Annotated in this window: 24 protein-coding genes; 4 read left to right on the top strand and 20 right to left on the bottom strand. The window is 39.9% G+C overall.

Annotation, left to right across the window (positions count from 1 at the left end; all coding sequences use genetic code 11):
- Positions 1 to 25: 25 nt before the first annotated feature.
- The 4 genes from LMB56_RS10300 to LMB56_RS10285 all read left to right on the top strand — a co-directional run bounded on the left by LMB56_RS10300 (position 26) and on the right by LMB56_RS10285 (position 3,393).
- On the top strand, positions 26 to 1,033 hold the full coding sequence (locus LMB56_RS10300) for a protein kinase family protein (RefSeq protein WP_229283990.1): 1,008 nt from the start codon (positions 26 to 28) through the stop codon (positions 1,031 to 1,033).
- Positions 997 to 1,875: a DUF3037 domain-containing protein gene (locus LMB56_RS10295; RefSeq protein ID WP_229283989.1), complete on the top strand. Its 879-nt coding sequence runs from the start codon at positions 997 to 999 to the stop codon at positions 1,873 to 1,875. Before LMB56_RS10300 ends, LMB56_RS10295 begins: the two co-directional genes overlap by 37 nt.
- A gap of 72 nt (positions 1,876 to 1,947) precedes the next feature.
- Positions 1,948 to 2,265: a hypothetical protein gene (locus LMB56_RS10290; protein WP_229283988.1), complete on the top strand. Its 318-nt coding sequence runs from the start codon at positions 1,948 to 1,950 to the stop codon at positions 2,263 to 2,265.
- A gap of 66 nt (positions 2,266 to 2,331) precedes the next feature.
- A complete protein-coding gene (locus LMB56_RS10285) occupies positions 2,332 to 3,393 on the top strand; it encodes a tyrosine-type recombinase/integrase (RefSeq protein ID WP_324294825.1) in 1,062 nt (353 codons plus the stop codon).
- A 114-nt stretch (positions 3,394 to 3,507) separates the two neighbouring features.
- On the opposite strand, the gene rplS is transcribed toward LMB56_RS10285, so the two are convergent.
- The 20 genes from rplS to rsgA all read right to left on the bottom strand — a co-directional run bounded on the left by rplS (position 3,508) and on the right by rsgA (position 23,598).
- Positions 3,508 to 3,867 (bottom strand): 50S ribosomal protein L19, encoded by a 360-nt coding sequence (rplS, locus tag LMB56_RS10280; RefSeq protein WP_003675625.1) that lies wholly within the window; start codon positions 3,865 to 3,867, stop codon positions 3,508 to 3,510.
- Positions 3,868 to 3,989: 122 nt separating this feature from the next.
- Positions 3,990 to 5,420 carry an APC family permease gene (locus tag LMB56_RS10275; RefSeq protein WP_229273279.1) on the bottom strand — a complete coding sequence of 477 codons (1,431 nt, stop codon included), beginning with the start codon at positions 5,418 to 5,420 and terminating at the stop codon, positions 3,990 to 3,992.
- A gap of 10 nt (positions 5,421 to 5,430) precedes the next feature.
- A complete protein-coding gene (trmD, locus tag LMB56_RS10270) occupies positions 5,431 to 6,189 on the bottom strand; it encodes a tRNA (guanosine(37)-N1)-methyltransferase TrmD (protein WP_003663813.1) in 759 nt (252 codons plus the stop codon).
- Positions 6,189 to 6,695, bottom strand: coding sequence for a ribosome maturation factor RimM (gene rimM, locus LMB56_RS10265; RefSeq protein WP_003663814.1), 507 nt, complete (start codon positions 6,693 to 6,695; stop codon positions 6,189 to 6,191). Before rimM ends, trmD begins: the two co-directional genes overlap by 1 nt.
- A 54-nt stretch (positions 6,696 to 6,749) precedes the next feature.
- Positions 6,750 to 7,010: a KH domain-containing protein gene (locus tag LMB56_RS10260; protein ID WP_003668367.1), complete on the bottom strand. Its 261-nt coding sequence runs from the start codon at positions 7,008 to 7,010 to the stop codon at positions 6,750 to 6,752.
- 12 nt (positions 7,011 to 7,022) lie between these two features.
- Positions 7,023 to 7,298 carry a 30S ribosomal protein S16 gene (gene rpsP / locus LMB56_RS10255; RefSeq protein WP_003663816.1) on the bottom strand — a complete coding sequence of 92 codons (276 nt, stop codon included), beginning with the start codon at positions 7,296 to 7,298 and terminating at the stop codon, positions 7,023 to 7,025.
- A 98-nt stretch (positions 7,299 to 7,396) separates the two neighbouring features.
- Positions 7,397 to 8,842, bottom strand: a complete 1,446-nt coding sequence (ffh, locus tag LMB56_RS10250) for a signal recognition particle protein (protein ID WP_229283987.1) — start codon at positions 8,840 to 8,842, stop codon at positions 7,397 to 7,399.
- A gap of 1 nt (position 8,843) precedes the next feature.
- On the bottom strand, positions 8,844 to 9,185 hold the full coding sequence (locus LMB56_RS10245) for a putative DNA-binding protein (RefSeq protein ID WP_003663818.1): 342 nt from the start codon (positions 9,183 to 9,185) through the stop codon (positions 8,844 to 8,846).
- A gap of 14 nt (positions 9,186 to 9,199) precedes the next feature.
- Positions 9,200 to 10,723 carry a signal recognition particle-docking protein FtsY gene (ftsY, locus tag LMB56_RS10240; protein ID WP_229283986.1) on the bottom strand — a complete coding sequence of 508 codons (1,524 nt, stop codon included), beginning with the start codon at positions 10,721 to 10,723 and terminating at the stop codon, positions 9,200 to 9,202.
- A gap of 22 nt (positions 10,724 to 10,745) precedes the next feature.
- On the bottom strand, positions 10,746 to 14,309 hold the full coding sequence (gene smc, locus LMB56_RS10235; RefSeq protein ID WP_229283985.1) for a chromosome segregation protein SMC: 3,564 nt from the start codon (positions 14,307 to 14,309) through the stop codon (positions 10,746 to 10,748).
- A gap of 16 nt (positions 14,310 to 14,325) precedes the next feature.
- The gene (gene rnc, locus LMB56_RS10230) at positions 14,326 to 15,027 is read right to left on the bottom strand and encodes a ribonuclease III (RefSeq protein WP_003663822.1); all 702 of its coding nucleotides are present in this window, start codon (positions 15,025 to 15,027) and stop codon (positions 14,326 to 14,328) included.
- 176 nt (positions 15,028 to 15,203) lie between these two features.
- Positions 15,204 to 15,458 (bottom strand): acyl carrier protein, encoded by a 255-nt coding sequence (acpP, locus tag LMB56_RS10225; RefSeq protein WP_003663823.1) that lies wholly within the window; start codon positions 15,456 to 15,458, stop codon positions 15,204 to 15,206.
- Between the two features lie 36 nt (positions 15,459 to 15,494).
- Positions 15,495 to 16,526 (bottom strand): phosphate acyltransferase PlsX, encoded by a 1,032-nt coding sequence (gene plsX, locus LMB56_RS10220; protein ID WP_035156838.1) that lies wholly within the window; start codon positions 16,524 to 16,526, stop codon positions 15,495 to 15,497.
- A 17-nt stretch (positions 16,527 to 16,543) separates the two neighbouring features.
- Entirely contained in the window at positions 16,544 to 18,616 is a 2,073-nt protein-coding gene (gene recG / locus LMB56_RS10215) for an ATP-dependent DNA helicase RecG (RefSeq protein WP_267865221.1), read from the bottom strand.
- Between the two features lie 66 nt (positions 18,617 to 18,682).
- On the bottom strand, positions 18,683 to 20,392 hold the full coding sequence (locus tag LMB56_RS10210) for a DAK2 domain-containing protein (RefSeq protein ID WP_153703410.1): 1,710 nt from the start codon (positions 20,390 to 20,392) through the stop codon (positions 18,683 to 18,685).
- 25 nt (positions 20,393 to 20,417) lie between these two features.
- Complete coding sequence (locus LMB56_RS10205) at positions 20,418 to 20,780, bottom strand: Asp23/Gls24 family envelope stress response protein (RefSeq protein WP_003663831.1); 363 nt, start codon at positions 20,778 to 20,780, stop codon at positions 20,418 to 20,420.
- Between the two features lie 194 nt (positions 20,781 to 20,974).
- Entirely contained in the window at positions 20,975 to 21,160 is a 186-nt protein-coding gene (gene rpmB / locus LMB56_RS10200; RefSeq protein WP_003663833.1) for a 50S ribosomal protein L28, read from the bottom strand.
- A gap of 149 nt (positions 21,161 to 21,309) precedes the next feature.
- A complete protein-coding gene (locus tag LMB56_RS10195; protein WP_229283983.1) occupies positions 21,310 to 21,960 on the bottom strand; it encodes a thiamine diphosphokinase in 651 nt (216 codons plus the stop codon).
- 83 nt (positions 21,961 to 22,043) lie between these two features.
- Positions 22,044 to 22,697 (bottom strand): ribulose-phosphate 3-epimerase, encoded by a 654-nt coding sequence (gene rpe, locus LMB56_RS10190; protein ID WP_229279889.1) that lies wholly within the window; start codon positions 22,695 to 22,697, stop codon positions 22,044 to 22,046.
- A gap of 10 nt (positions 22,698 to 22,707) precedes the next feature.
- Complete coding sequence (rsgA, locus tag LMB56_RS10185) at positions 22,708 to 23,598, bottom strand: ribosome small subunit-dependent GTPase A (RefSeq protein ID WP_229283982.1); 891 nt, start codon at positions 23,596 to 23,598, stop codon at positions 22,708 to 22,710.
- Between the last annotated feature and the right edge of the window lies 1 nt (position 23,599).

Raw genomic sequence — 23,599 nt, 5'->3', positions numbered from 1 at the left:
CTCTTCAAAGAAAGGATGAAATTTATTGCAAATAGATAAAGAATACGTTGATCAAATCGATGCCTCCCTCAATCCTCAACTAGGTATGAGTAAACCTATATCTATTTTAGCTTCAAATAATAAAAATTATTTTTTGAAAAGACAATATGTTATAGACCAAAACGGAGTTTCCCATAATGAAAATGCAGTTTTTATGCAAGAGCTCTTTGTTAGTCAAATAGCAAATTCTTTACAAATTCCTATCCCTAGTTGTGCTATTCTAAATTTAGAAAAGGAATTTCTTGAAGCAAATGAAGACTTAAGATTTCAATATCACCTTAAACCGGGTCTTTACTTTGGAAGTGAAATTTTAAATAATACCGAAAGCAATCTTGTCCCTCATTATATAGAAGCCATGCAACACGGTAAACCACAAATTATTCGCTCATGGAACTCTTTCTTTAGAAATGTTGAAAATCCCGAAGCATATGCCTCAATAATCGCGCTTGATTTATTAACTGCTAATTGTGATCGCTTTGGTAATGAAGGTAACATTATTATTACTAATCACCATAATAATAGGAAAGTATTTGCTTTAGATTTTGGACATTGCTTTTTATCTCCTTACTGGAATAAAGATAAAGTAAGATTTATGCAATCAATTCCGGATAAAGATCAGGATCCAAATAATTATATTGATTACTTTTTATGTAAGTTACTTCAGTCTACTAATAAGCCTCTTAATCCTTTAGGTACCATTTTTTCTGGAATGCAAAATAATATATTCTTTGAATCAGGTAATCCTTTTGCAAAAATAATATCTAAAATTGAATCTCTTAAATCAGAAGATTTAAGAATGTTTATAAATCAAATCCCCTCAGTTTGGGTTTCAGGAGATACTCTTCAACTAGATACTTACGTTAATTTTATAGAAAAAAGTAAATATCTAGTTAGGTATTTACTAGAAAGACTTTATGAATTAGGTGCATTTAATAATTCACTAGGAGGTAAATTAGAATGGCCAATCAGCGGCATAAATTATGGTATTCAATAATATCGTACATTCCCAATCTTATTACCTATGAAAGAGTAAATATCGGGATAATTATAGGAAATCCCAAAACTAATGAAATTACTTACAGTTTTCTTCCCGAGAAAAGTAAAAAATTTCGTTATTTCTTTTGGAATAATATTGATCGAAAAATTTACAAAAACTCAGTAGAATATCTTGAATTTCTATTAAAAAAAATCCAAGTAAATCCTACCATATTCCAAGTAGCACATTATGAAGCTGATGGAGACTGGAATAATTTTCTTGGAGGAAAGATTTCAGAAAATATTGTTTTTTCAAAAATTCATTTTGCCATCACCGATAATGATATTAATATTTTCAATAATCTAATTTCCACATATATAGGAGACGATTTTTTTCCAAAGCAAGATAGTAATATTATTACTTTAAAAAAGTATGTCTTTGAAACATTTGAATCTAAAAAATTAATTAATACTAAACTGAAATCTAATCTTAAAATAAAACCTTCTGCCGAACTACCGTTAAAATTCGAAATGGATTACACATACCTTACGCAAAATAATCAGGTATCTTTTATTCAAATTGGTCCTAAACAATCGCAAATTAATGAATGGTATAAAAATAATGTAACATTACTAAGCAAAAATTCTGACAACTTCAGTCTTAATATGATAATTAAGGAAAATGATTATGAAAAACCGAATCAAACATTTAAACCATTTCTACTTGATCTTGAATCAGATAAAAGAGTTAACCCAACCATAATTACGAATAAGGACTCACTATCAGAACTTGTAAAGAATGTTGATAAAGCTATTCCTATTAGTGAATGGAATACAGAAGATAAAAGTTATATTGCTTAACTTAAACCGGTCGAAATCGACCGGTTTAAAAAACACTACAAAAGAACGTATGTACGGAAAGGGCCACTCGCCATGAACAAAAATGAACTACTTGAATATATCAATAATACCTCTACTGCAATTACTATTTTTAAGGATAAGGTGCGAACAGAGCAAGAATCGAAAAATAAAAAGCGCCAACCTGCTAAACGCTGGAACGAAGCTAAGATTGAACGCACTGTGGATAAATTCACTGATGATTTTATTGGGAATGTTTACGATAAGCTATATAAAGGGATGAAGGCCAACAGAAACACCTCTAGTCAAAAATGGATTGCTTTTATTGAAACCAACGAAATCCTCGATGATTTAGAAGAATCTGTAAGTATGATGGAGATTGAAGGTAAATAATTATGTGGATGCAAGAACGCAATGGAAAGTTCCGCTTCTTTGAGCAATATAAAGATCCTCTAACTAATAAAACTAAAATCATCAGTATTAAAAGATCATAAAAAGAGTACTGCTAAGCAAGCTCAAATTATTCTAGATAATCGCATATCCAAAGCTTTATCAAAAGTCGGTATCGGAAAAACAATTCATGGAATTACACTCAAACAGTTACTTGATGAATATACTGAATATGAAAAGCCACGAATTAGGAGATCAACGTATTATAGCCATCAAACAATGGTTAATACCTTACTAGATATTTTTGGTAACGATGCCTTGGTTGAAAAATTTACTCCACTTATCATTACTGAAAAACTAGAAAGTCTAATGTATGGGGATAGAGAGTTGTCTAGTGGCTATGTATCACGATATAAGTACTATCTACACAAGTTATTTGATTATGCCGTAAAACACTCATATGCAAAAGATAACCCAGTTGATAACGTTAAAATTGATTATAAAGCCCCTGCTAATGGTCAACAAATTAAAGATAAGTTTCTTGAAGCTGACGAACTTAAAGCCGTACTCAAGTATCTATATAACAATACTAGGATCTACGGAGAACTTTGCGAATGGTTATATCTCACCGGGCTACGTTTTGGCGAAGCAGCCGCTTTAAGTTTTGATGATGTTTACCAAAAGGACAACCATTGGTTTGTAGATATAACCGGTACATTAGAGTATAAACGAATTAAAATCAAAGAACAAAAAAAGAGCGACACACCTAAAACATCATCCTCAGTCCGTAGCGTTGTACTACCAAAGAAAGCCGTTCAAATTTATCTTGATTTGAAGAAAAAATCTAATGGCAAAGGTTTTATCTTCGCAACTGAAAATGGTACACCGATTCAAACGGCATCAGTAAATACTGTTTTAAGATCAGCAAAAAAGAAACTTAAACTTAATAAACCATTAAGTACTCATGTATTTAGGCATACTCATATTTCAAAAATGGCTGAGTTAGGAATTCCGCTATATGTAATCCAACAAAGAGTTGGTCACTCCAGTAGTAAGATTACCTCCCAGATATATCTTCATGTGACACAAAAAGCAATTGAAAAGGAAGCGTCAAAACTTGATGAACTATAAAAAACTACCAAAAACCTACCATTTGCTTTGAAAAATTATTTTTACTCTTTCTTTTTTCTTAAAAATAATTTTAAAACAAAAAAAGAACCCTTGATACACAAGGGTTCTGCACTACTAGTTGTCGCGACGACGTTCAGCGATACGAGTAGCCTTACCAGTACGTTCACGTAAGTAGTAAAGCTTAGCACGACGTACACGACCGTAACGAAGAACATCAATCTTGTCAACACGTGGTGAGTGAACTGGGAAAGTACGTTCAACACCTACACCGTTACTGATCTTACGTACAGTGTAAGTAGCACTGATACCAGCACCGTGGCGCTTGATAACAACACCTTCGAACATCTGGATACGTTCACGTGAACCTTCAACGATACGAGCGTGAACACGAACAGTATCACCGGCACGGAATTCTGGAATATCATCCCGTAATTGACTAGCAGTAATCTTTTCGATTAACTTATTTTGACGCATAATATATTTCTTTCCTTTCGCCGACATTCATGTCCTGTATGACGGGCAGCGGAATACCGTTATTCACAGCTAAACAGCCAATAACTACTATACATTGTTTTCGGCTGTCTTTCAAGGGTAAATTAGTGGGTTTCTTTATTAATGATTGAATGACGAATTCCATAGATAAAGTAAATTAACAAGCCGATCACGAACCAACCAACCATTAAAATTTTTGCATCAGTATTTAGGCCCCAGAAGATCACAGCTGAAAAGATCGCCGAAATCGCTGGAAGTACTGGATATAATGGCATCTTAAACTGAGCTTCGGGCAAATCTACCCCTTCCCGCGGACGTAAGGCATAAATTCCCAGAGAAACAAAGATAAATGCGACCAGGGTTCCCGCAGAAACAAGGGTTGCCAAGAACGTAAATGGGAAAACAGAACCTAAGATCATGGCCAAGAAAGTAATCATCCATAATGCGTGATTAGGGACGTGCTTACCATCGATTTGTCCGAGTGATTTTGGTAGTAACCCGTCCCGTCCAAAGGCATAGATTAGTCGAGAGGAAGCTAAAAGAATTGCGATTAACGCAGAGAAAATACCAACAATCGCTACAACGGAAAGCAAGTTCGCCGTAATATAGTGTCCAGACTGTCTTAAAGCCCAGGCTGCTGGTTCTGCATTATTTGCATAACGGCTATATTTAAACATCCCCACTAATACGAGCGAAACCGCAATAAAGAAGCCTGTTCCTAGCAATAACGTCCCGATCAATCCTCGTGGCATTGTCTTTTGCGGATTAATCGTTTCAGCTGTATTAGCCGCAATCGCATCAAAGCCGACATAAGCAATAAAGATTTGCGCAGTCCCAGCTAAGATTCCCTGCCAGCCCCCAAAAGTGGTGCCTGGTTGATGAGCGGGGAGAAATGGGACATAGTTTTGGGGATGGATTGCAGTTGCCCCTACAACGATAAACATTAAAATTACTAGTAGTTTTACACTAACAATAATATTTTCAATCCGGCTAACCTGATGGACGCCGCGGGAAATTAAAATTCCAACAATTAGAATTGCAAAGGCGGCCAGAATATCAATATAAGACCCTGTATGTGGATCAAAACCACCAGTTAAGGCGTGTGGTAATTTAATCCCAAAACTCCCAAGAAATCCTTGCATATAAGCTGACCATCCAGACGCAACAAAAGCGACTGAAATAAAATACTCAGCTAAAAGCGCCCAGCCAGCAATCCAGCCAAAGAATTCACCAAACAAAACATTGATCCAGGAAAAAGCGGAACCAGCAAAAGGAAGGACTGAGGACGTTTCTGCATAGGCTAATGCCGATAATCCTGCGCCAATTGCGGCTACAATGAAGGCCAATGGAACCGCGGGACCAGTATGCTCAGCTGCCACAATCCCTGGCAAAGTAAAGATAGCCGTTCCCACGACCATCCCAGTTCCTAGTCCAATTAAGTCTCTTGTTCGCAAACTAGGGGTTAGTTGCGCATCCTTTTCTTCATAAACACGGGGGTTTTGCTTAAGAAATAATCGTTTAATTAATTTTTTCATTCACGTCACCTTAGTCTGGAACAGTTGGATCTTCATCCAGCTTAATATCTTCTAACATTAATTGCTGTTCCCGACTGAGCTTAGCGGTTTTTAAAAGGTCTGGTCGCCGGTGAAGAGTCCGCCGTAGCGATTCACGCATCCGCCATTCTTTAATTTTCTGGTGATTACCACTCGTAAGAACTTCCGGCACCTTCATCCCCCGAAAATCTGCCGGACGTGTATATTGAGGATATTCTAGCAAACCGTTACTAAATGAATCTCCCATTGGTGAAGACATGTTGCCGAGGACACCAGGAACAAAGCGGACGGTCGCATCAATCATCACCATCGCCGCTAATTCCCCGCCTGTTAACACATAGTCACCAAGAGATGCTTCATCGGTGACTAAATTACGGATTCGTTCATCATAACCTTCATAATGCCCGCAGATAAATGTTAAGTGATCTTCTTGGGCTAACTCTTTGGCGTAGGCTTGATCAAACTTTCGACCAGCGGGATCCATTAAAATAACCCGTCCCTTTGAATACTGATCTTTCGTTTGTTCATGAATTGCATCCATTGCGTCAAAAATCGGTTGCGCTTGAAGGAGCATCCCCGCTCCACCACCAAATGGAGCATCGTCAACATGATTATGCTTATCGGTAGTATATTGACGAAAATCGGTCACATTAATGTCGATAAATCCATTATCTTGTGCCTTACCGATAATGGATTCCCCCATTGTTGCTTGAAACATATTGGGGAATAAGCTTAAAATATCAATCCTCATTATTCAAGTCCTTCCATTAATTCGACTGTTACAAGATTCTTATCAAGATCAACGTTTTTAACAACATCATCAATCACCGGTAATAACAAATCTCGTTTTTCTGGGCGTTCAACAACCCACACATCATTCGCACCAGGAGACAGAATTTCCTTAATTTTCCCCAAGTGACGGCCATCTGTTGTTTCAACGTCTAATCCAATAATCTGGTGGTAGTAATATTGACCATCGTCTAAGGGTTGTTGATCATCAGCACTGACCATTAATTCATGGTCACGGAATTGTTCAACATCATTGATATTATCGTAGCCAACAAACTTAACAAGAACAAAGCCCTTATGTTGCCGTGTACTTTCAATCGTCAATGGTAAAGGCTCGCCTGATTGTTGTAGGTACAAGGTATTTCCCTTGGCAAATCGTTCATCAATAAAATCAGTAGTTGCTAATACGCGCACTTCTCCGCGAACACCATGAGTATTTACAATTTTACCAACATTATAATATTCCATAAATTCCTCCTGAAAAGACAAAAACTCCCACAGATTAGTGTGGGAGTTTTAAATTTAGTGACGATGGTCATTAATTAATAACCGGACTCGCTTAGAGTTAGCCCGTCGAGATTGAGTACCCTCGACTATTGTTCGCAATGCTGCGGCAACGTGTCCCTGTCGACCAATTAGACGGCCAACATCATTGGGAGCAACATCAATTATATAACGATGGTAACGTCCATCATCTTTTTGGGTAATTGACAATGCCTGTGGCTGCTTCAATAGCGGAATAACTAAACTACGAATTAACGACTCAATATCTGTCTCAGCCATGACTGATTATCACTACTTCTTAGCGTACTTTGCTTCGTGGTACTTCTTCATAACGCCAGCTGCTTGAAGCATGTTACGAACAGTATCTGAAGGTTGAGCACCCTTTTGTAACCATTCCATAACAGCGTCTTCATCAAACTTGACTTCCTTAGGAGTAGTCAATGGGTTGTAAGTACCTACTGAAGTAATAAAACGACCATCACGTGGGGCACGTGAGTCAGCTACAACGATCCGGTAGAATGGACGCTTCTTTGAACCCATGCGCTTTAAACGAATTTTAACAGACATTCTTTGCACCTCCCTGATTTCTTTTAACAGATAATAATATACCAGTGTTCAAATAGAATGTAAAGTATTTTTTCTTGACAGGCTTAAATTTTTTGAAATTATTTTTTCTTTCGTAATTTACGAAGCTTTTTAATGCGTTTTTGCTTGTCTTTTTTCATTTTTCGCGCCATACGGTTCATTGCCATTTGTCCCATCTTGCCACCTGGCATTTGTCCGCCAAACATATTTTGCATTCCATTGAAGTTACCGTTTGTAACCTGCTTCATCATCTTACGCATTTGATTAAATTGCTTAATCATTCGGTTAACTTCAACAATTGGGCGTCCCGCACCAGCTGCTAAACGACGACGACGACTAGGATTCATTAGATCAGGATTTTCACGTTCTTCTGGCGTCATTGAAAGAACAATGGCCCGGATATGAGCAAATTGCTTAGGATCCAAATTAAGATTCTTCAAGGCAGGGTTATTAGCCATCCCCGGCATCATCTTAATAATGTTTTCCAACGGCCCCATCTTGGTAACCTGATCCATTTGCGCCAAGAAATCATTATAGTCAAATGTGTTCTCACGCATTTTATCCATTGTTTCTTGGGCTTGTTCTTCATCAAAATTCTTTTGGGCCTTTTCAATCAGGGTCATCATGTCCCCCATACCCAAAATCCGTGAAGCCATCCGGTCAGGGTGGAAGACATCAAGATCCTCCATCTTTTCCCCTTCACCGACAAACTTAATTGGTTTACCTGTGACTGCCCGGATTGACATGGCAGCCCCACCACGAGTATCACCATCTAACTTGGTTAAGATAACCCCGGTGATATCAAGTTTATCATCGAATCCTTGAGCCGTATTAACCGCGTTTTGACCAGTCATCGAATCAATAACAAGCAAAATTTCATTTGGATTTACTAGCTCTTTAATATTCGCAAGCTCATCCATTAATTGTTCATCAATCTGAAGCCGACCAGCAGTATCAATAATGACATAATCATTATGATTTTTCTTGGCTACTTCCATCCCTTCGCGAACAATTTCCACTGGATCAACGTCTATCCCCTTTTCAAAAACAGGAACATCAATCTGGTCGGCTACTTGTTGTAACTGAGTAATAGCGGCGGGACGGTAAACGTCGGCCGCAATAAACATTGGCCGCGCGTGATTTTCATTCTTTAATCGTAAAGCCAATTTACCGGCAGTGGTCGTCTTACCTGCCCCTTGAAGACCAACCATCATGATAACAGTTGGAATGTGCGGTGCTTTGTTAAGCGGAACCGCTTCTTCCCCCATCAGCTTCGTTAATTCATCATTAACAATTTTAACGATTTGTTGGGCTGGATTTAATCCTTTTAATACTTCCGCCCCAGCTGCTTTTTCCCGAACGGTCTTTACAAAGTCTTTTACAACTTTAAAGTTAACATCAGCTTCTAAAAGGGCGAGCCGAATCTCACGCATCGTTTCCCGAAGATCAGCTTCTGTAACTTTGGGTTTGCGTCGTAATTTTTCCATCGCCTTTTGCAGACGATCTGTTAAACCTTCAAATGCCATTTTATTCTTCCTCCAAGCTTTCCAGATGATTTACTAAGTGATTGAGCGTTGCATCATCTGGATAGTTTTCTCGGACGTATCGTTGAATTCGATCCGCCTGTTGATTACGAACTTGAAATTCAGCATACAAATGCAATTTGGCCTCGTAATCTTCTAATATGCTTTCTGTGCGCTTTATATTATCATATACGGCTTGACGACTAACATGGAAATTCTCGGCAATTTCGCCCAATGAGTAGTCATCCCCGTAATAAAGCTCTAAATAATCATTTTGTTTTTTGGTTAATAAGGGTTGGTAAAACTCAAATAATGAATTTATCCGATAATTCTTTTCAATTTCCATATCGTCATACCTGCCTAGTCAACTTCGACTAACCCTTTGAACAGGCCATAAACAAAGTCGCCAGCATCAAACTTCTGGAGGTCGTCTACCTTTTCACCAAGCCCCACATACTTAACCGGTAAGTGGAGTTCATTACGGATAGCAAGAACAATTCCCCCACGAGCAGTTCCGTCTAGTTTTGTTAAAACAATCCCTGTTACATCGGTACTTTCCTTAAATAGTTTAGCCTGATTAAGAGCGTTTTGACCAGTTGTTGCATCCAAGACTAACAATACTTCATGAGGAGCATCTGGAATTTCACGAGTAAGAATGCGCTTCATCTTAGCTAACTCATTCATCAAGTTAACCTTGTTTTGGAGACGACCAGCAGTATCAACGAATAAGATATCATAGTTTTCATTTTTTGCCCGTTTTACTGCATCAAAGACAACGGCCGCTGGATCACCGTTTTCTGGTCCGGTAACGATGTCAACACCGTCACGTTTTGCCCACACATCTAGTTGTTCAATTGCCCCGGCCCGGAATGTATCAGCAGCCGCTAAAAGAACTTTCTTACCTTGTTTCTTAAAGAGGGCGGCCATCTTACCAATCGTTGTTGTCTTTCCGGCACCGTTAACACCAACAAACATAATAACAGTTGGGCCTTCCTTTGCCATGGTTAAGTCAGGATTTTCATCTTGACCAGCTTCATCGTAAAGTTCGACCATTTTTTCAATAATGACGTTGGAAACATCCTGCTTGCTCTTAGCGTTTTGCAGTTTTACTTCTTCTCGTAATTCATCACTGAGCTTCATTGCCATATCATAACCGACATCAGATTCAATCAGCATATCTTCAAGATCATCAAAGAAGTCTTCATCAACATGCCGGAAATTAGCCAAGAACTTATTTAACCGTGCCCCGAAGCCTGTCCGGGACTTCTCAAGCCCACGATCGTATTTCTTAACCGTTTCAGTTTCTTGATCCTCTTCTGGTTCAGTAGAAGGTTGTTGCTCCTGCTCCTCATCACCATCATTTTCTTCAGAATCACCAGTCTCATTTGAGTCTTCAGCAGTTGAGGAATCTTCTGCCACTTCTTCTTTAGTTGGCATTACTGATTCTTCAACCGCTTTTTCTTCTTCTGCAACGGGTTCGGTCGGTTCAACGGCTGTTTCAGTTTCAGCAGAATTAGAAGATGGTTCTTCTGCAGAAATAGTTTCTTCCGGAGTACTAGACGACGGTACTTCTTCTTCAGAAACACTTGAGGCTGCTACCTCTTCTGAGTGACTTTTCTCGCTAGTCTCTTCTTCTTTTTCTTCTTTAACCCCATTATGAAGCGTTTCGTGAGTTCCATCCGGGTTAATCTTTTCTTCATAGCTATCGGCAGGAGGAATATTTACCGGTTCCGGATGAGTTGGGGCAGAAGCCGGCGCCGCACTCGTCGCATCGGCTGATTCATCTTCATGCGCGGTTTCAGATTGAACAACTGCGCTTGAACTATCAGGCGTTTTTTCCTCTTCTTTTTTCTTATGACGGCGGAAAATATCAAATAATCCCATACTTGAAGCCTCCTAAATTTAGTTAATTATCACTCTCTTGTAAAGTATCAACAACGTCCACTGATACCATCTTTGAAACTCCTGATTCTTGCATTGTAACCCCGTACAATACATCGGCGTCCATCATCGTTCCCTTACGGTGGGTAATGACGATAAATTGTGGACCTTCAGTACCAAATTTGCTGAGGTAGTGCGCAAACCGTTGTACATTGACCTCATCCAAGGCTGCCTCTGGTTCATCAAGAATTGCAAATGGAACTGGGCGGACTTTTAAAATAGCGAATAGTAAGGTAATCGCCGTTAATGCTCGTTCCCCACCTGATAACAATGAAAGATGTTGGTTTTTCTTTCCTGGTGGCTGGGCCATAATATCGACCCCGGTTGTTAATAAGTCATGGGGATCGGTTAAGACAAGTTTAGCATGACCACCAGAGAAAATTTGTTGGAACGTCTCATCAAACTTTTGTGAAACCTGATTAAAGGTCGTAATAAAACGTTTCTTTACCTGAGCATCCATCTCACCCATCGTCTGATTAAGCTGAGCTCGAGAGGCGAGCAAGTCGTCTTGTTGACCCTTTAAGAAATCGTACCGTTCACGAACACGCTCATATTCTTCAATCGCTCCCACATTAACTTGACCAAGATCATCCAATCCCCGCTTTAATAGCTTCAACCGGGTCGTCAAGGTCTCTTCGTCCAATTCACTCATCTGCTGGCGAGCTTCATCAATGGTCATAGAATATTGCTCAGATAATCGATTAAGAGCTTGGTCAACCATTGACTCATACTTCACGCGCTCTTCATTTAAGGTATTACGATCATCAAGGGCTGCCCGCTGAAGTTCTTGCAGACGATTATAATGTGCTTCGGCTTGTGACAGCTTTTGCTCAAGTTCTTCAAGAGCAACTGAATTATCTTCCAGTTGCACCTTAGCTTTTGCCTGCTCTTCTTTAGCATCTTTTAAGGCTGTCTGTGTCGATTTTTCACTTGTTGATTGACTAGCTGATTGCGTTGTTAACTCAGCGATTGCAATCGTGACCTTTTCTAAACTCTCCTCAACTTCTCGCCGTTGCCGGTTATACTCTTGACTTTGGCGTTGATATTGTTGAAGTCGTTCTTCAGCCACTGCAATTTTTTGTTGCATTTGTGCTAATTGTCGTGCCTGAGTCGACTCATCATTCTGTAATTCATCGATCTGGGTAAGAATTTGCTTAATCTTTGCAACAACTTGCGTCAATTTCTGGTTTACTTTATCAGCTTGTTCATTATTTTGTTGAACTTGTGATTCGTAATCCTGATGTTGAGTGTCTTGCTGTTTATTTTGGGTTTCTAAAATCTGTACCCGATTAGTAAGCGTCTCATGCTTACTTGAGATCAACTGGCAACTACTTTCTTGCTCATGAAACTTATCTTGTAAAGTCTGAACTTGTTGCTGATAATCAGCTACTACTTGTTCGTTCGCTTTTTGCGCTTGTTGTAGTTTAGCAATTTCTTGCTCTAAGCTCGCTGCAAGCTGTTCCTGATTTTTCAGTTCCTCTTCTAGTTGTTTAGCCATTTGCTTTTGACTTAAAAGTCCTGTTCGTTGACTACGGGTGGCTCCCCCAGTCATCGCTCCACTAGCATTGATCAACTGACCATCAAGAGTTACCACCCGTATCATATGACGACCTGCACGAGCAATCTCAGTGGCATGATCAAGGTTGTCAGCAATAACCGTTGTTCCTAGTAAGTGGTCAGCAATAATCTGAAACTTTTGATCAAACCTAATAAGCTCTGTTGCTCGGCCCAAAAAGCCAGGGAGGCCAGTTAGTTGCGGCCAAATACTTAATGGTCGCCGGTGGCTAAGCGTATCAAGCGGCAAAATAGTTACCCGGCCAGCGCGAGTCTTAATCAAGAAGTTAATAATTGCTTTGGCAGTAGCTTGCCGATCAACAACTAATTGCTGAAGCTGACTTCCTAATACTGTTTCAACCGCTTGCGTGTACTTGGCAGGAACATCAAATAATTCGCTGACTGCTCCCGCCAATCCAGGAAATTGCTGCCGTTGCCGAAGAACCTCTTGAACGCCCCGGTAATAGCCGCTATATTCATCGGCCATTGACTGGTAAGCGTTAATTCGCGATTTAAGTGACCGCACATCTCCTAATGCTGCATACCAATCACGTTGCTTTGTTTGGTACCCGTAATTAAGTTTTTCACGGTGATCTTGAGCTGCTTTTAGTTTTTCACTGACATTCTGCAGACTTTCTTTAGTAATAGCCACTGCTTGTTGGTAGCGGTCGAATTCTTGATTAATTTCTGCAAGCTGGTTCTTAGTAGCGTCAAGTTCCTCGACATTTTGTCGTTGAAGACTCATCGCCTGTTCATGATTACGTGACAAGAAAGATTGCTGATTGTGAATCGTTGTTCTTTCCTGCATCAAGCTAACTTGTTGGTTACGTAAATCCTCTACTTGCTGTTTTAGGATCGCGATCCGCTCACTGCTACTCATCTTTCTGGCTGCTTCGAACTCAGCTTGCTGACTATTAATCAGCGCTTTTTGTTCAGCCAATCGCTCGTCATTTGCCTGTTGGCTTGCCTTAACCTCTTTTAAGCGTGCATTAAGTTCAGCCTGTTGGGCAGTTAACCGTCGCTGCTCATTTTCACGTTGCTCGCGGCGAACACTGGAAACCGACTGCTGATTCTCGTACTTAGCAATTGCCTCCGTTTGATTTAAGATGATTGCTTGAAGCCGATCCTTAGTTGCGTTTAGTTGTTGGCGCTTTTGTTTCAAATTATCAAGCTGCTGCCGATCATGGCCTGCTTGTCCTTGATAGTCCTTCACCATCGCTTCTGCTTGTTCGAGCTTGGCACCTAATTTGGTTAACTTATCATAGTACTCATCATAATGACGAACTGTTTGTGTCCGATCAAGCACATCAAATTGCTTCTTTTGTTCCAAGTAATCTTGGGCAATTGCACTTTGTTCTTCTAAAGGTTCAATCTGCTTTTCTAACTCACTAATAATGTCATTTACCCGGTTAAGGTTTTCCATCGTCGTAGTAAGTCGCTTTTCAGCTGTTTCTTTGTTCTTCTTATACTTAGCAACGCCAGCAACGGTTTCAATAATTCCCCGCCGATCAATTGGTTTACCGTTAAAGATCTCTTCAATCCGTCCCTGGGAAATAATAGAAAAGGATTCTCGACCTAAACCAGAATCAATAAACAAGTCTGTAATGTCCTTTAAGCGAACGTTTTGGTCGTTAATTAAGTACTCACTATCACCATTGCGGTATATTTTACGAGTAATGGTAAGTTCAGTAAATTCACTAGCTAAGTAATGATCACTATTATCTAGCGTAATCGAAACAAGGGCCCGGTTTAAAGGTTTACGATCTGATGACCCATTAAAGATAACGTCAGCCATCCGATCTCCCCGCAAATGATGAGCCGACTGTTCGCCCATTACCCATTGGATAGCTTCGATAATATTACTCTTTCCACTACCATTCGGGCCAACAATCCCTGTCATCCCGGGCTCAAATTTAATTGTTGTTTTTTGGGCAAAGGACTTAAAGCCGTCCAAAGTTAAAGACAATAATTGCATCAGTTATTCCTACTTACTATTTATTTTTATTTCTCATATTATCAAGTGCCTGTTGCGCTGCTTGCATTTCAGCATGCTTCTTTGATGAGCCCTTTCCTTCACCGATAACGTCACCGTTAGCCGTAACGTTTACTTTAAATTCAGGGTCGTTTTCTGTTCCGCTTTCCTCTACCAAATGATATTCAATGGCAATATCACCATCACGTTGGAGGAATTCTTGGAGACTAGTCTTGGCATCAACAGCATGATCAAACCAGCCCATATCAAGTTTAGGAAAGATAACTCGTTGGACAAATTTTTCAACTGCTGGCCGACCTTGATCTAAATAGAGGGCGCCAATAAATGATTCAAAAATATCACATAGCAAGCCTGGACGTTCTCTTGCGCCGGCCATTTCCTCACCATGACCCAAGCGAATGTATTGATCAAAGTGACATTCCTTGGCAAATTTAGAAAAACTATCCTCACATACCATCGCTGCTCTTAAGCGGGTAAGTTTTCCCTGTGGCAATTCAGGGAAACGTTTATAAATATATTCTGAAACGATCAGTTCCAACACAGCATCGCCAAGAAATTCAATCCGTTCGTAATATTTTAATCCTTGGTTAGGATGTTCATTTACATACGAAGCTTGAGTAAAAGCTTCTGCTAATAAAGCAGGATTATCAAAATGAATATTAAATTCCTTGGCCAGGTAGTCTTGTAATTCTTCGATCATAAAAAATTCCTTTCGTTTTTGACTTAAATTATAAAAAATGTCTAAGGCCTATTATACTAAACAACCCGCTATTCCGCAGGTAATTTTAATAATATTCAAAAAAATTAAAGGCTGTGAAAAAACTTTCGCCTTTTCTCAGCCCCTTACTTTTCTACCTTAATAATTAAACAGTTCGATTAGTTGGCAGTGTGTTCTGCAATGTAATCAACAACTTCACCGATTGTACTTAACTTTTCAGCATCTTCATCATTAATTTCTTCACCAAACGTATCCTCTAATTCGAGAACAAATTCAACAAAATCAATTGAATCAGCATCCAAATCTGTCTTTAAGTTCAAATCATCAGTAATCTTAGCCCGATCAACATCAAAATGGTCAGCAACAATCTCTGAAACCTTATTAAAGATTTCTGTTTTCTTATTATCAGCCATTATTATTAACCTCTCTTTACTAGTTCGCTACTTATTCTATTCGTTTTTCTGAGAATTGTCTAGATTTTCGGTGTTATCGAAAAATTCAACCGTTTTTTCAATTACACCTGTTTTGAGCATTGTTCTAATTTGACTAATTGTATTTTTCACGGCTAAAGCATCAGCAGATCCATGAGTTTTAACAACTGGTGCCTTCAGTCCTAATAAAACCGCCCCACCATAAGTTGAAGCACTCATTTTTTGCCCTATTTGATGGAAAACTGGCTTTAGCATGAGGTAACCTAGCTTAGCACGAAGACCACCATGTAAAATTCCATCTTTAATCAATGTCATCATCATCTTGGCAGTTCCTTCAGTCGCTTTCAAGGCTGCATTTGCCGTCCACCCATCACTTACAACAACATCTGCCTTGCCAAACAGGAGGTCGCCAGATTCAATATTGCCGACAAAATTTAAATCATCTTTGCTATCGAGGATTTTCCATACTTCTTTATGTAATTTGTCACCCTTATCTTCTTCTGCCCCATTGTTTAATAGCGCAATCCGAGGGTTCGCAACTCCCAATACATTTTCGGCATAAAATTTACCAAGGTAGGCATATTGTTCCAAATTTTTCTCTTTACTTTCCGCATTTGCACCAGTATCGAGGTAGACAAAATTGTGCCGACTAGCACCTGGCTTGGCAATTGGCAAAATACTAGTAAGTCCTGGACGGTCAATCCCTTTAATGCGGCCAACAATGAAGAGGCCAGCCGCCAAAATTGCCCCAGTGTTTCCCGCAGAAAAGAAGGCATCAGCTTTGCCTTCTTTAACTGCTGTTGCTGCGCGAACAATTGACGAATCTTTTTTTCGCCGAATCGCCCGGACTGGTTCTTCACCCATTGAAATTTCTTCACTGGTAGCAACAATATTAAGCCGCTCATTATTTTTTATTAAGGGTTTAACCTTGTCTGGATTTCCATAAAGGTCAAATTCTAAGTCGGGGTATAGGTCTCGGGCCTCTTCTACCCCTTCAATGATTACTTGGGGAGCATTATCTCCACCCATTGCATCAACAGCAATTTTCATAAAATTTCCTCCTCATATTAGTCAAAGTGCGTCTCCAGTTCATGACGCTTTAAATATAAAACAAGTGGCTGATTTTCATCGACCTGATCCCAATTGGGCATGCCTAATAGGTTACCAGCATCAGCACGGGCAATTTGCAGCATTTTCAAATCAGCAACCGGATCACCCACTTTAAATTCTGGCATCCCCGATTGCTTTTTTCCTAGAACATCTCCAGATCCCCGTAGTTTCAAGTCTTGCTCAGCTATCTTAAATCCATCATCGGTAGCAACCATCGTTTTCATCCGGGCTTTTCCTTCATCAGTTTTCGGATCGGCAATTAAGAGACAATAGCTTTGCCGGCTGCCTCGACCAACCCGACCACGTAATTGGTGAAGCTGTGCAAGCCCAAAACGATCAGCATCATATATAACCATTACCGTTGCATTAGGATTATCAACACCAACTTCAATAACCGTGGTTGCGACTAAAACTTGAAGCTCACCAGATTTAAACTGGCGCATCGCTTCATCTTTCTCTTCCGTTCCCATTCGTCCATGGAGTAAGCCCACTTTATAAGCTGGCTCAAGATCGGCCGACAGCTGATTATAAAGATCAGTCGCGTTTTGTACATCTAGAGCCGCTGATTCCTCAATCAAAGGACTCACAACATACGCCTGTGCTCCTTGCTTTAATTGTTCACGCAAAAAATGGATTGCTGCGGCATGTTGGTTAGACTGTAGCCACTTTGTTTGAATTGGTTTTCGACCAGCCGGTAATTGGTCAATTATCGAAACATCCATTTCACCATAATTAGTAATCGCTAGTGTCCGTGGGATAGGGGTCGCTGTCATGGCTAATACATCAGGATGTTCGCCTTTTTCACGAAGTTGCTGACGCTGGTTAACCCCAAAACGGTGCTGTTCATCAGTAATTACCAGACCAAGATTAGCATACTCGACTCCATCTTGAATTAGCGCATGGGTTCCGACAATGAGGTTGACATCCCCCCGCTTCATCGCCGTCAATAGTTCCCGATGTTGCTTAGCAGTCAATGAACCAGTCAGAAGAGCAACCTGGACATGGGTTCCTTCAAAAATTTTCGCTAATTTCTCAGCATGTTGTCCTGCCAGAATTTCTGTCGGCGCCATTAAAGCTGCTTGATAACCGGCAGTAATAGCTGCATAAATGGCAATAGCAGCAACAATTGTCTTTCCAGAACCAACATCTCCCTGTAACAATCGATTCATCTGGTATGGTTGACGCATATCACGGCAAATTTCATTAACAACCCGTTTTTGGGCATCAGTTAATTCAAATGGGAGTTCGCCAATAAATTCTTTTAACTCGTCATTATGGTATAAAATCCGTTCGCCATCTTCTTGACGGTGGGCACGGCGAATCGCTTGCAGCCGTAACTGAAACAGGAAAAACTCTTCGTAAGCTGCTGTTCGGCGGGCGGCTTTTGCTGTTGCCTGAGTTTGTGGAAAGTGAATTTCCTTAATCATTTGTCGCCGATCCATTAACCGGTATCGTTGACGAATCGTTTCTGGCAAATACGTTGGAATGATATTGGCATATTCCTCGTAAGCTTGACGAATAAAACTTTGGAGGACGTTTTGCCGGATATGCTTATTCACCGCATAGACCGCACCAAACTCATTTCGATCATCAGCTTTTTCCTTAAGAAGCTTGTTTCCTGTTACTTGACGGCGAGGTGCATCCCATTTCCCCATTACAGTTACTTGCTGATTTAGTTCGATTTGCTTTTTTATATAGGGCTGATTAAAAAAAGTTGCGATCACCACTTCATTACCTACCTGCATTCGAAAGGTAAGCCGGTTGCGCCGATAACCATAGCGGACCAAGAGTGGTTCTGACACCACTACTCCTTGAAGAGTAATTTTCTGTTTATCCTTGGCGCTTTCAATGTCTGTAGGCGTGAAATCGTTATAGCGAGTGGGATAATACGTCAACAAATCTTCAATAGTATCTATTCCCAGAGTAGCTAGATCTGCTACCCGCTTAGGACCAACTCCTTTTAAATTGGCGACGGAATCCGTTAAACTCCGCAAATCTTTCACCTCTTTTTTAACACAACCAGTAACCAAAATAGGAGTGGGAATAAAAGTAGTCCTTTATTAACCCACCCCTATAGGAATTAATTTAATGTGCCGCTATTCAACCGAAATCAGGTATGGATAAACTGGCTGACCACCATCGTAAATCTGAATATCTAATTCATCATCTACTTCTTCAACTGCTGCTTTAATCTCTTCAGCAGTTTTTTGATCACCACCAGCTCCATATAAAATCGTTACAATTTCACTATCCTCGTCAAGCATGGCTTTAACCATCTTAATAGCGGCTTCTTTCAGATCCAGATCAGTAGTGACGATTTTACCATCAACAATTCCCATGTAGTCATCTTTCTTGATTTCACGGCCATCAATTGTTGTATCACGAACAGCATTAGTAACCGCTCCACTGGCAACCGTATTTGTATTGGCTTCCATATTCGCTTGATTTTCGTCTAAAGATGCTTCTGGGTTGTACTCAAGCAACGCACTCATCGCTTGGGCAATCGTCTTACTGTGGACAATTTTTGTTGGAATATCAGCGACTTCAGCAGCTTGATCAGCAGTCATAAAGATGTTGCCGTTATTTGGCAGAACAATAGCTTGCTTGGCACCACTATTATTAATGGCATCGAGAATATCTTGAGTGCTTGGGTTCATTGTTTGACCACCTGTAATGATATGGGTAACACCCAAGCTCTTTAATAATTTCGCTATTCCTTCTCCTGATGCGACGGCAATAACAGCTGTCTGGAGGTCCTTTTTAGCTTCTGCAACTGCTTTTGCCTTCTCAATTGGCGACTCACTGTCAGCGTCTTCTTCATCTTTTTCCATGATTTCTTCTTGTTGCCAAACCATGTTATGAATTTCAATTGTCTGTAAATCACCGAATTGTTGACCCCAAGATAAAACTTTACCGGGATGCTCGGTATGAACATGGACCCGCACAACTTGATCATCGTTTAGAACAAGTAAACTATCGCCTAAGTCAGCTAAGTAGTTATAGAAAGTATCATAGTCAAACTTTTGAGTCACTTGTTTACCCTTACCAAGTCGTACCAACATTTGAGTACAGTAAGTATACTTGATATCTTCAGGATTAAGCTTTCCTTGAACGCTTTGGTGATCCATGGCGTGAACCATCTCATCAATTTCAGCATTGTCAGGTTTATAGTCATCACTTTTATCTACGCGGCCACTCAAGGCTTCGTCAAAGGCTTGAAGTACAAAGACGAGTCCTTGCCCACCAGAATCTACCACGCCAACTTCTTTCAGGACTGGCAATAAATCCGGCGTCTTTTTAAGCGCTTCTTCACCTGCTTCATAAATAGTATGCATAATCTCAACAAGATCATCAGTCTCTTTAATCTTATTGAGGCCTGCTTGAGCTGATTCACGAACAACGGTTAAAATGGTACCTTCTGTTGGCTTCATCACAGCCTTATAAGCTGTCTTTGCACCATTAGCATAAGCATTAACAAAGTCAGCAGTAGATAAAACATCCATGCCTTCTGTTGCCTTTGCAAAGCCACGGAAAATCTGCGATAAAATAACCCCAGAATTTCCGCGTGCTCCCATCAAAAGGCCCTTTGCTAACGCTGCACTCAGGTCGCCAACCTTCTTACTGGTTTCGTTGCGTTCGTACTTGGCACCGCTTGCCATTGAAGAAGTCATGTTTGTCCCGGTGTCTCCATCTGGAACTGGAAAAACATTTAATGAATTAATAAATTCAGCGTTCTTACCAAGTTTATCGGCGGCCGCCTGGACCATTTTACCGAATTCAAGGTTTGTAATTTTTGTTACAGCCAATTCGAAATTCCTCCCCAATGCTCGCTTAATCTTCTAGTGTCCGTACACCTTGGACACATACATTAACTGAATTTGCCGTAATACCGAGCATTGTTTCAAGATTATACTTTACCTTTGCTTGGACACTTTTTGATACTTCTGAGATCTTTGTGCCATAGCCTACAATAATATTTACGTCAACAGCTACACCATTATCTTGCTGCCGAACAACAACGCCGCGCGCAAAATTTTCACGACGAAGAATTTGGTTAACCCCATCACGGAGGGGGTTTCGGCTTGCCATTCCAACAACACCGTAGTTATCAGTAGCAGCCCCACCAACAACTGATGAAATCACATCATTATCAATGTCAATTGTACCTGACTTAGTTTTGATTTTTACTGCCATCGTCATGGCCTCCTTATAAAATTACCAATTGATTTTAGAATCCAATGATACTAAAATTCACAATTAAATCAATACCATCATACCATAGCATATTTCACTAAAAAAGTAACTGATGGATATTTTTATAATCGATCAATGGGGTTAATCAATTAGCGTAAAAAATAAGCCGCCCAAACTGGACGGCATCATTTTAATTAAACCCGAGTCACTTTACCTGACTTCAGTGTACGTGCTGAAACGTATACCTTCTTAGGCTTACCATTAACTAAAATGGTTACCTTTTGCAAGTTAGGCTTCCAGCTACGCCGACTTGAGTTAAGGGCGTGAGAACGCTTGTTACCAAATTGCGTCCGTTTACCGTTGATAAAATCTTTAGCCATTGGTGATACCCTCCTCTTTGCTTCATAATTTTTTCGTTTACGCAAAACTGCGATGTAACTCACCTAATTAATCTACCATAGGCATCGCAACAATGCAATAGTTTTCTTTCAAGTAATTTTCCTTGACAGGGTATTTTTCTTCCAAAAGCTTATTTTAATTGGTCACTACACTGAATTACAGAAACAATTCCACTTTCAAATGAAAAATGATTTTCTTTAGCAGTAAATTCATTGCTTGTCCACGAAAACGGGATTTGACTGCTCCAGTTTTGTAGTGGATATTTTTCGTCTTTCAATGTAAGGCCCCGAACAGGAGTAAGATTTACAAAAGCCAGGTACTTTTTATGTGGTAGACGAGAAATAGTGTAATTTCCTGGCAAGTAATAAGTAACAACATTTTGACAATCAATAATCTTAATCCGCGTTAAATATGGTTTAAATTCACTCTGCAGCGGAAGAAAGAGATTAGCTAATAAATGGTCTAAGCGTCCTCCCGTTGCACCAAAAATCTCAATTTCATCAGCCTGTTCTTGGATTGCAAATTTCACGCCCAATTGCGTATCGGTATAATCTTTTTCAGGAGGATAAGTTTCTATACGAGTAATTTTACCTTCCAAACCTTGCAATTCATCCCCGGTAACGGAATCAAAGTCACCAATTGCTAAAACCGGTTTAATTCCCCATCTTAATAATCTTAAAGCACCCCGGTCAACCCCAATCCATTTTTCATCTTTACGTTGCAAAATCGACTCGATTGGGACCATTTCAAGCGGACCGCCAACTAGTACATTTACTCTCATTTTTCACTCCTAAAAAAATAGATCTTCAATATTCAGATAAACCCGAACTAGAAGATCCATTTTATTTTTCTTAATGTGACTAATTACTTAGTAGCATCTTCAAGCGCCTTGATTCGTTCAGAAGGATCTTCAGCGTTAAAGACATATGAACCAGCAACTGCTACCGTAGCACCAGCTTTGTAGCAATCGACAACTGTCTTGTCGTTAACTCCACCGTCTACTTCAATATCGAAATTGTAGCCCTTTTCTTCCTTAATTGCGTTTAATTGGGCAATCTTGTCAACTGTTTCTGGCAAGAACTTTTGACCACCAAAACCAGGGTTAACCGTCATTACTAAGACTTGATCAACCATGTGTAATACCGGTTCAATCATCGTAACTGGTGTACCCGGGTTAATAACAACTTCGGCTTTTACTCCACCGTTTTTGATAATTTGAAGAGCACGGTGAATGTGTTGAGTAGCTTCTACTTGAACACCAATAATATCAGCGCCAGCATCAATGAACATTGGCAAAATATGTTCTGGACTTTCAACCATCAAGTGCACATCCAATACCATGTTTGTAATTGGACGAATGGCCTTAACAAAGCCTGGTCCATAAGAAATACTTGGAACAAAGGTGCCATCCATAACATCAATGTGTAAGTATGGTGCACCGGCCTTTTCTACCTTTTCAATGTCCTTTTGTAAATTTACATAATCTGCACTTAAAATTGATGGTGCAACTTTAATCATCCTGATTCCCTCATTTCTTATAATTTGGTTTTTGATTAGCAATCAATTCATGGAACTGAAGATAATCATCATACCGACTCTTCATGATTATACCATTGTTTACCGCTTCCTTCACAGCACATTGTGGTTCTTTTATGTGAAGGCATCCCCGAAACTTACAATTTCCTGAAATTTTAGCCATTTCAGGAAATAAATGTGGCAAATCATTCACCGTCATATCAAATGTCTCATACGACGAAAAACCAGGGGTATCGGCTATCAGAGCCCCGTTAACATCTAGTAAGCTTACTTTTCGTGTTGTATGCCGTCCCCGTTGAAGTGCTTGGGAAATTTCGCCAGTCGCTAATTTTAATTGGGGAGCCAAATGGTTAAGCAAAGTTGACTTCCCTGCTCCTGTTTGCCCCATCATCGTTACAATATTTCCCTTTAATTCTTCCATCAAACTTGCTAATTGATCGGAATCGAAAGGCTCACGGGCCGCATAAACTTGGTAGCCGATTTTACGATAGCCCTCGATCGTTGGCAAAAGTTGTTGGTATTCATCATCTGTCAGTAAGTCAGTCTTTGAAAAATAAATTAAAGGGGTAACATCTTGTGCTTCTAAAGCAATCAATTGCCGGTCTAAAAGGTTAGCGGAAAATGCTGGTTCTTTAGCTGAGGTTACGACAACTGCCATATCAACATTAGCAACAGGTGGCCGAACCAACTGATTGCGGCGGGGCAAGATTTTTAATAAATACCCTTCCTGTTGATTTTCAGCACTGAACTCGACATGATCGCCAACTACTGGCTTAATCTTTCGTTGACGGAAATTTCCACGTGCCCTTGTCCGATAGATCTTTTCATCTGCAATCACATCATAAAAGCCACTTAATGACTGTTGGATTATTCCTGTTTTCAAA

The organism is Limosilactobacillus reuteri (assembly GCF_020785355.1).
Lineage (GTDB): Bacteria > Bacillota > Bacilli > Lactobacillales > Lactobacillaceae > Limosilactobacillus > Limosilactobacillus reuteri_I.
The sequence above is the reverse complement of the archived record's forward strand: the minus strand, read 5'-3'. Positions and strand labels throughout refer to the sequence as shown.

What these genes read in the sequence shown, in the direction of transcription:
- rimM (WP_003663814.1), bottom strand. Translation starts at nt 6,695, where the DNA reads ATGGAATATTATAATGTTGGTAAAATTGTAAATACTCATGGTGTTCGC.
- acpP (WP_003663823.1), bottom strand. Translation starts at nt 15,458, where the DNA reads ATGGCTGATAATAAGAAAACAGAAATCTTTAATAAGGTTTCAGAGATT.
- rpmB (WP_003663833.1), bottom strand. Translation starts at nt 21,160, where the DNA reads ATGGCTAAAGATTTTATCAACGGTAAACGGACGCAATTTGGTAACAAG.
- LMB56_RS10205 (WP_003663831.1), bottom strand. Translation starts at nt 20,780, where the DNA reads ATGGCAGTAAAAATCAAAACTAAGTCAGGTACAATTGACATTGATAAT.
- rpe (WP_229279889.1), bottom strand. Translation starts at nt 22,697, where the DNA reads ATGATTAAAGTTGCACCATCAATTTTAAGTGCAGATTATGTAAATTTA.
- LMB56_RS10245 (WP_003663818.1), bottom strand. Translation starts at nt 9,185, where the DNA reads ATGGAAATTGAAAAGAATTATCGGATAAATTCATTATTTGAGTTTTAC.
- LMB56_RS10260 (WP_003668367.1), bottom strand. Translation starts at nt 7,010, where the DNA reads ATGGCTGAGACAGATATTGAGTCGTTAATTCGTAGTTTAGTTATTCCG.
- ftsY (WP_229283986.1), bottom strand. Translation starts at nt 10,723, where the DNA reads ATGGGATTATTTGATATTTTCCGCCGTCATAAGAAAAAAGAAGAGGAA.
- LMB56_RS10195 (WP_229283983.1), bottom strand. Translation starts at nt 21,960, where the DNA reads ATGAGAGTAAATGTACTAGTTGGCGGTCCGCTTGAAATGGTCCCAATC.
- ffh (WP_229283987.1), bottom strand. Translation starts at nt 8,842, where the DNA reads ATGGCATTTGAAGGTTTAACAGATCGTCTGCAAAAGGCGATGGAAAAA.
- LMB56_RS10295 (WP_229283989.1), top strand. Translation starts at nt 997, where the DNA reads ATGGCCAATCAGCGGCATAAATTATGGTATTCAATAATATCGTACATT.
- plsX (WP_035156838.1), bottom strand. Translation starts at nt 16,526, where the DNA reads ATGAAAATTGCTGTTGATGCAATGGGTGGAGATAATGCTCCCCAAGTA.
- LMB56_RS10275 (WP_229273279.1), bottom strand. Translation starts at nt 5,420, where the DNA reads ATGAAAAAATTAATTAAACGATTATTTCTTAAGCAAAACCCCCGTGTT.
- rpsP (WP_003663816.1), bottom strand. Translation starts at nt 7,298, where the DNA reads ATGTCTGTTAAAATTCGTTTAAAGCGCATGGGTTCAAAGAAGCGTCCA.
- smc (WP_229283985.1), bottom strand. Translation starts at nt 14,309, where the DNA reads ATGCAATTATTGTCTTTAACTTTGGACGGCTTTAAGTCCTTTGCCCAA.
- rplS (WP_003675625.1), bottom strand. Translation starts at nt 3,867, where the DNA reads ATGCGTCAAAATAAGTTAATCGAAAAGATTACTGCTAGTCAATTACGG.
- trmD (WP_003663813.1), bottom strand. Translation starts at nt 6,189, where the DNA reads ATGAGGATTGATATTTTAAGCTTATTCCCCAATATGTTTCAAGCAACA.
- LMB56_RS10290 (WP_229283988.1), top strand. Translation starts at nt 1,948, where the DNA reads ATGAACAAAAATGAACTACTTGAATATATCAATAATACCTCTACTGCA.
- rnc (WP_003663822.1), bottom strand. Translation starts at nt 15,027, where the DNA reads ATGATCGAAGAATTACAAGACTACCTGGCCAAGGAATTTAATATTCAT.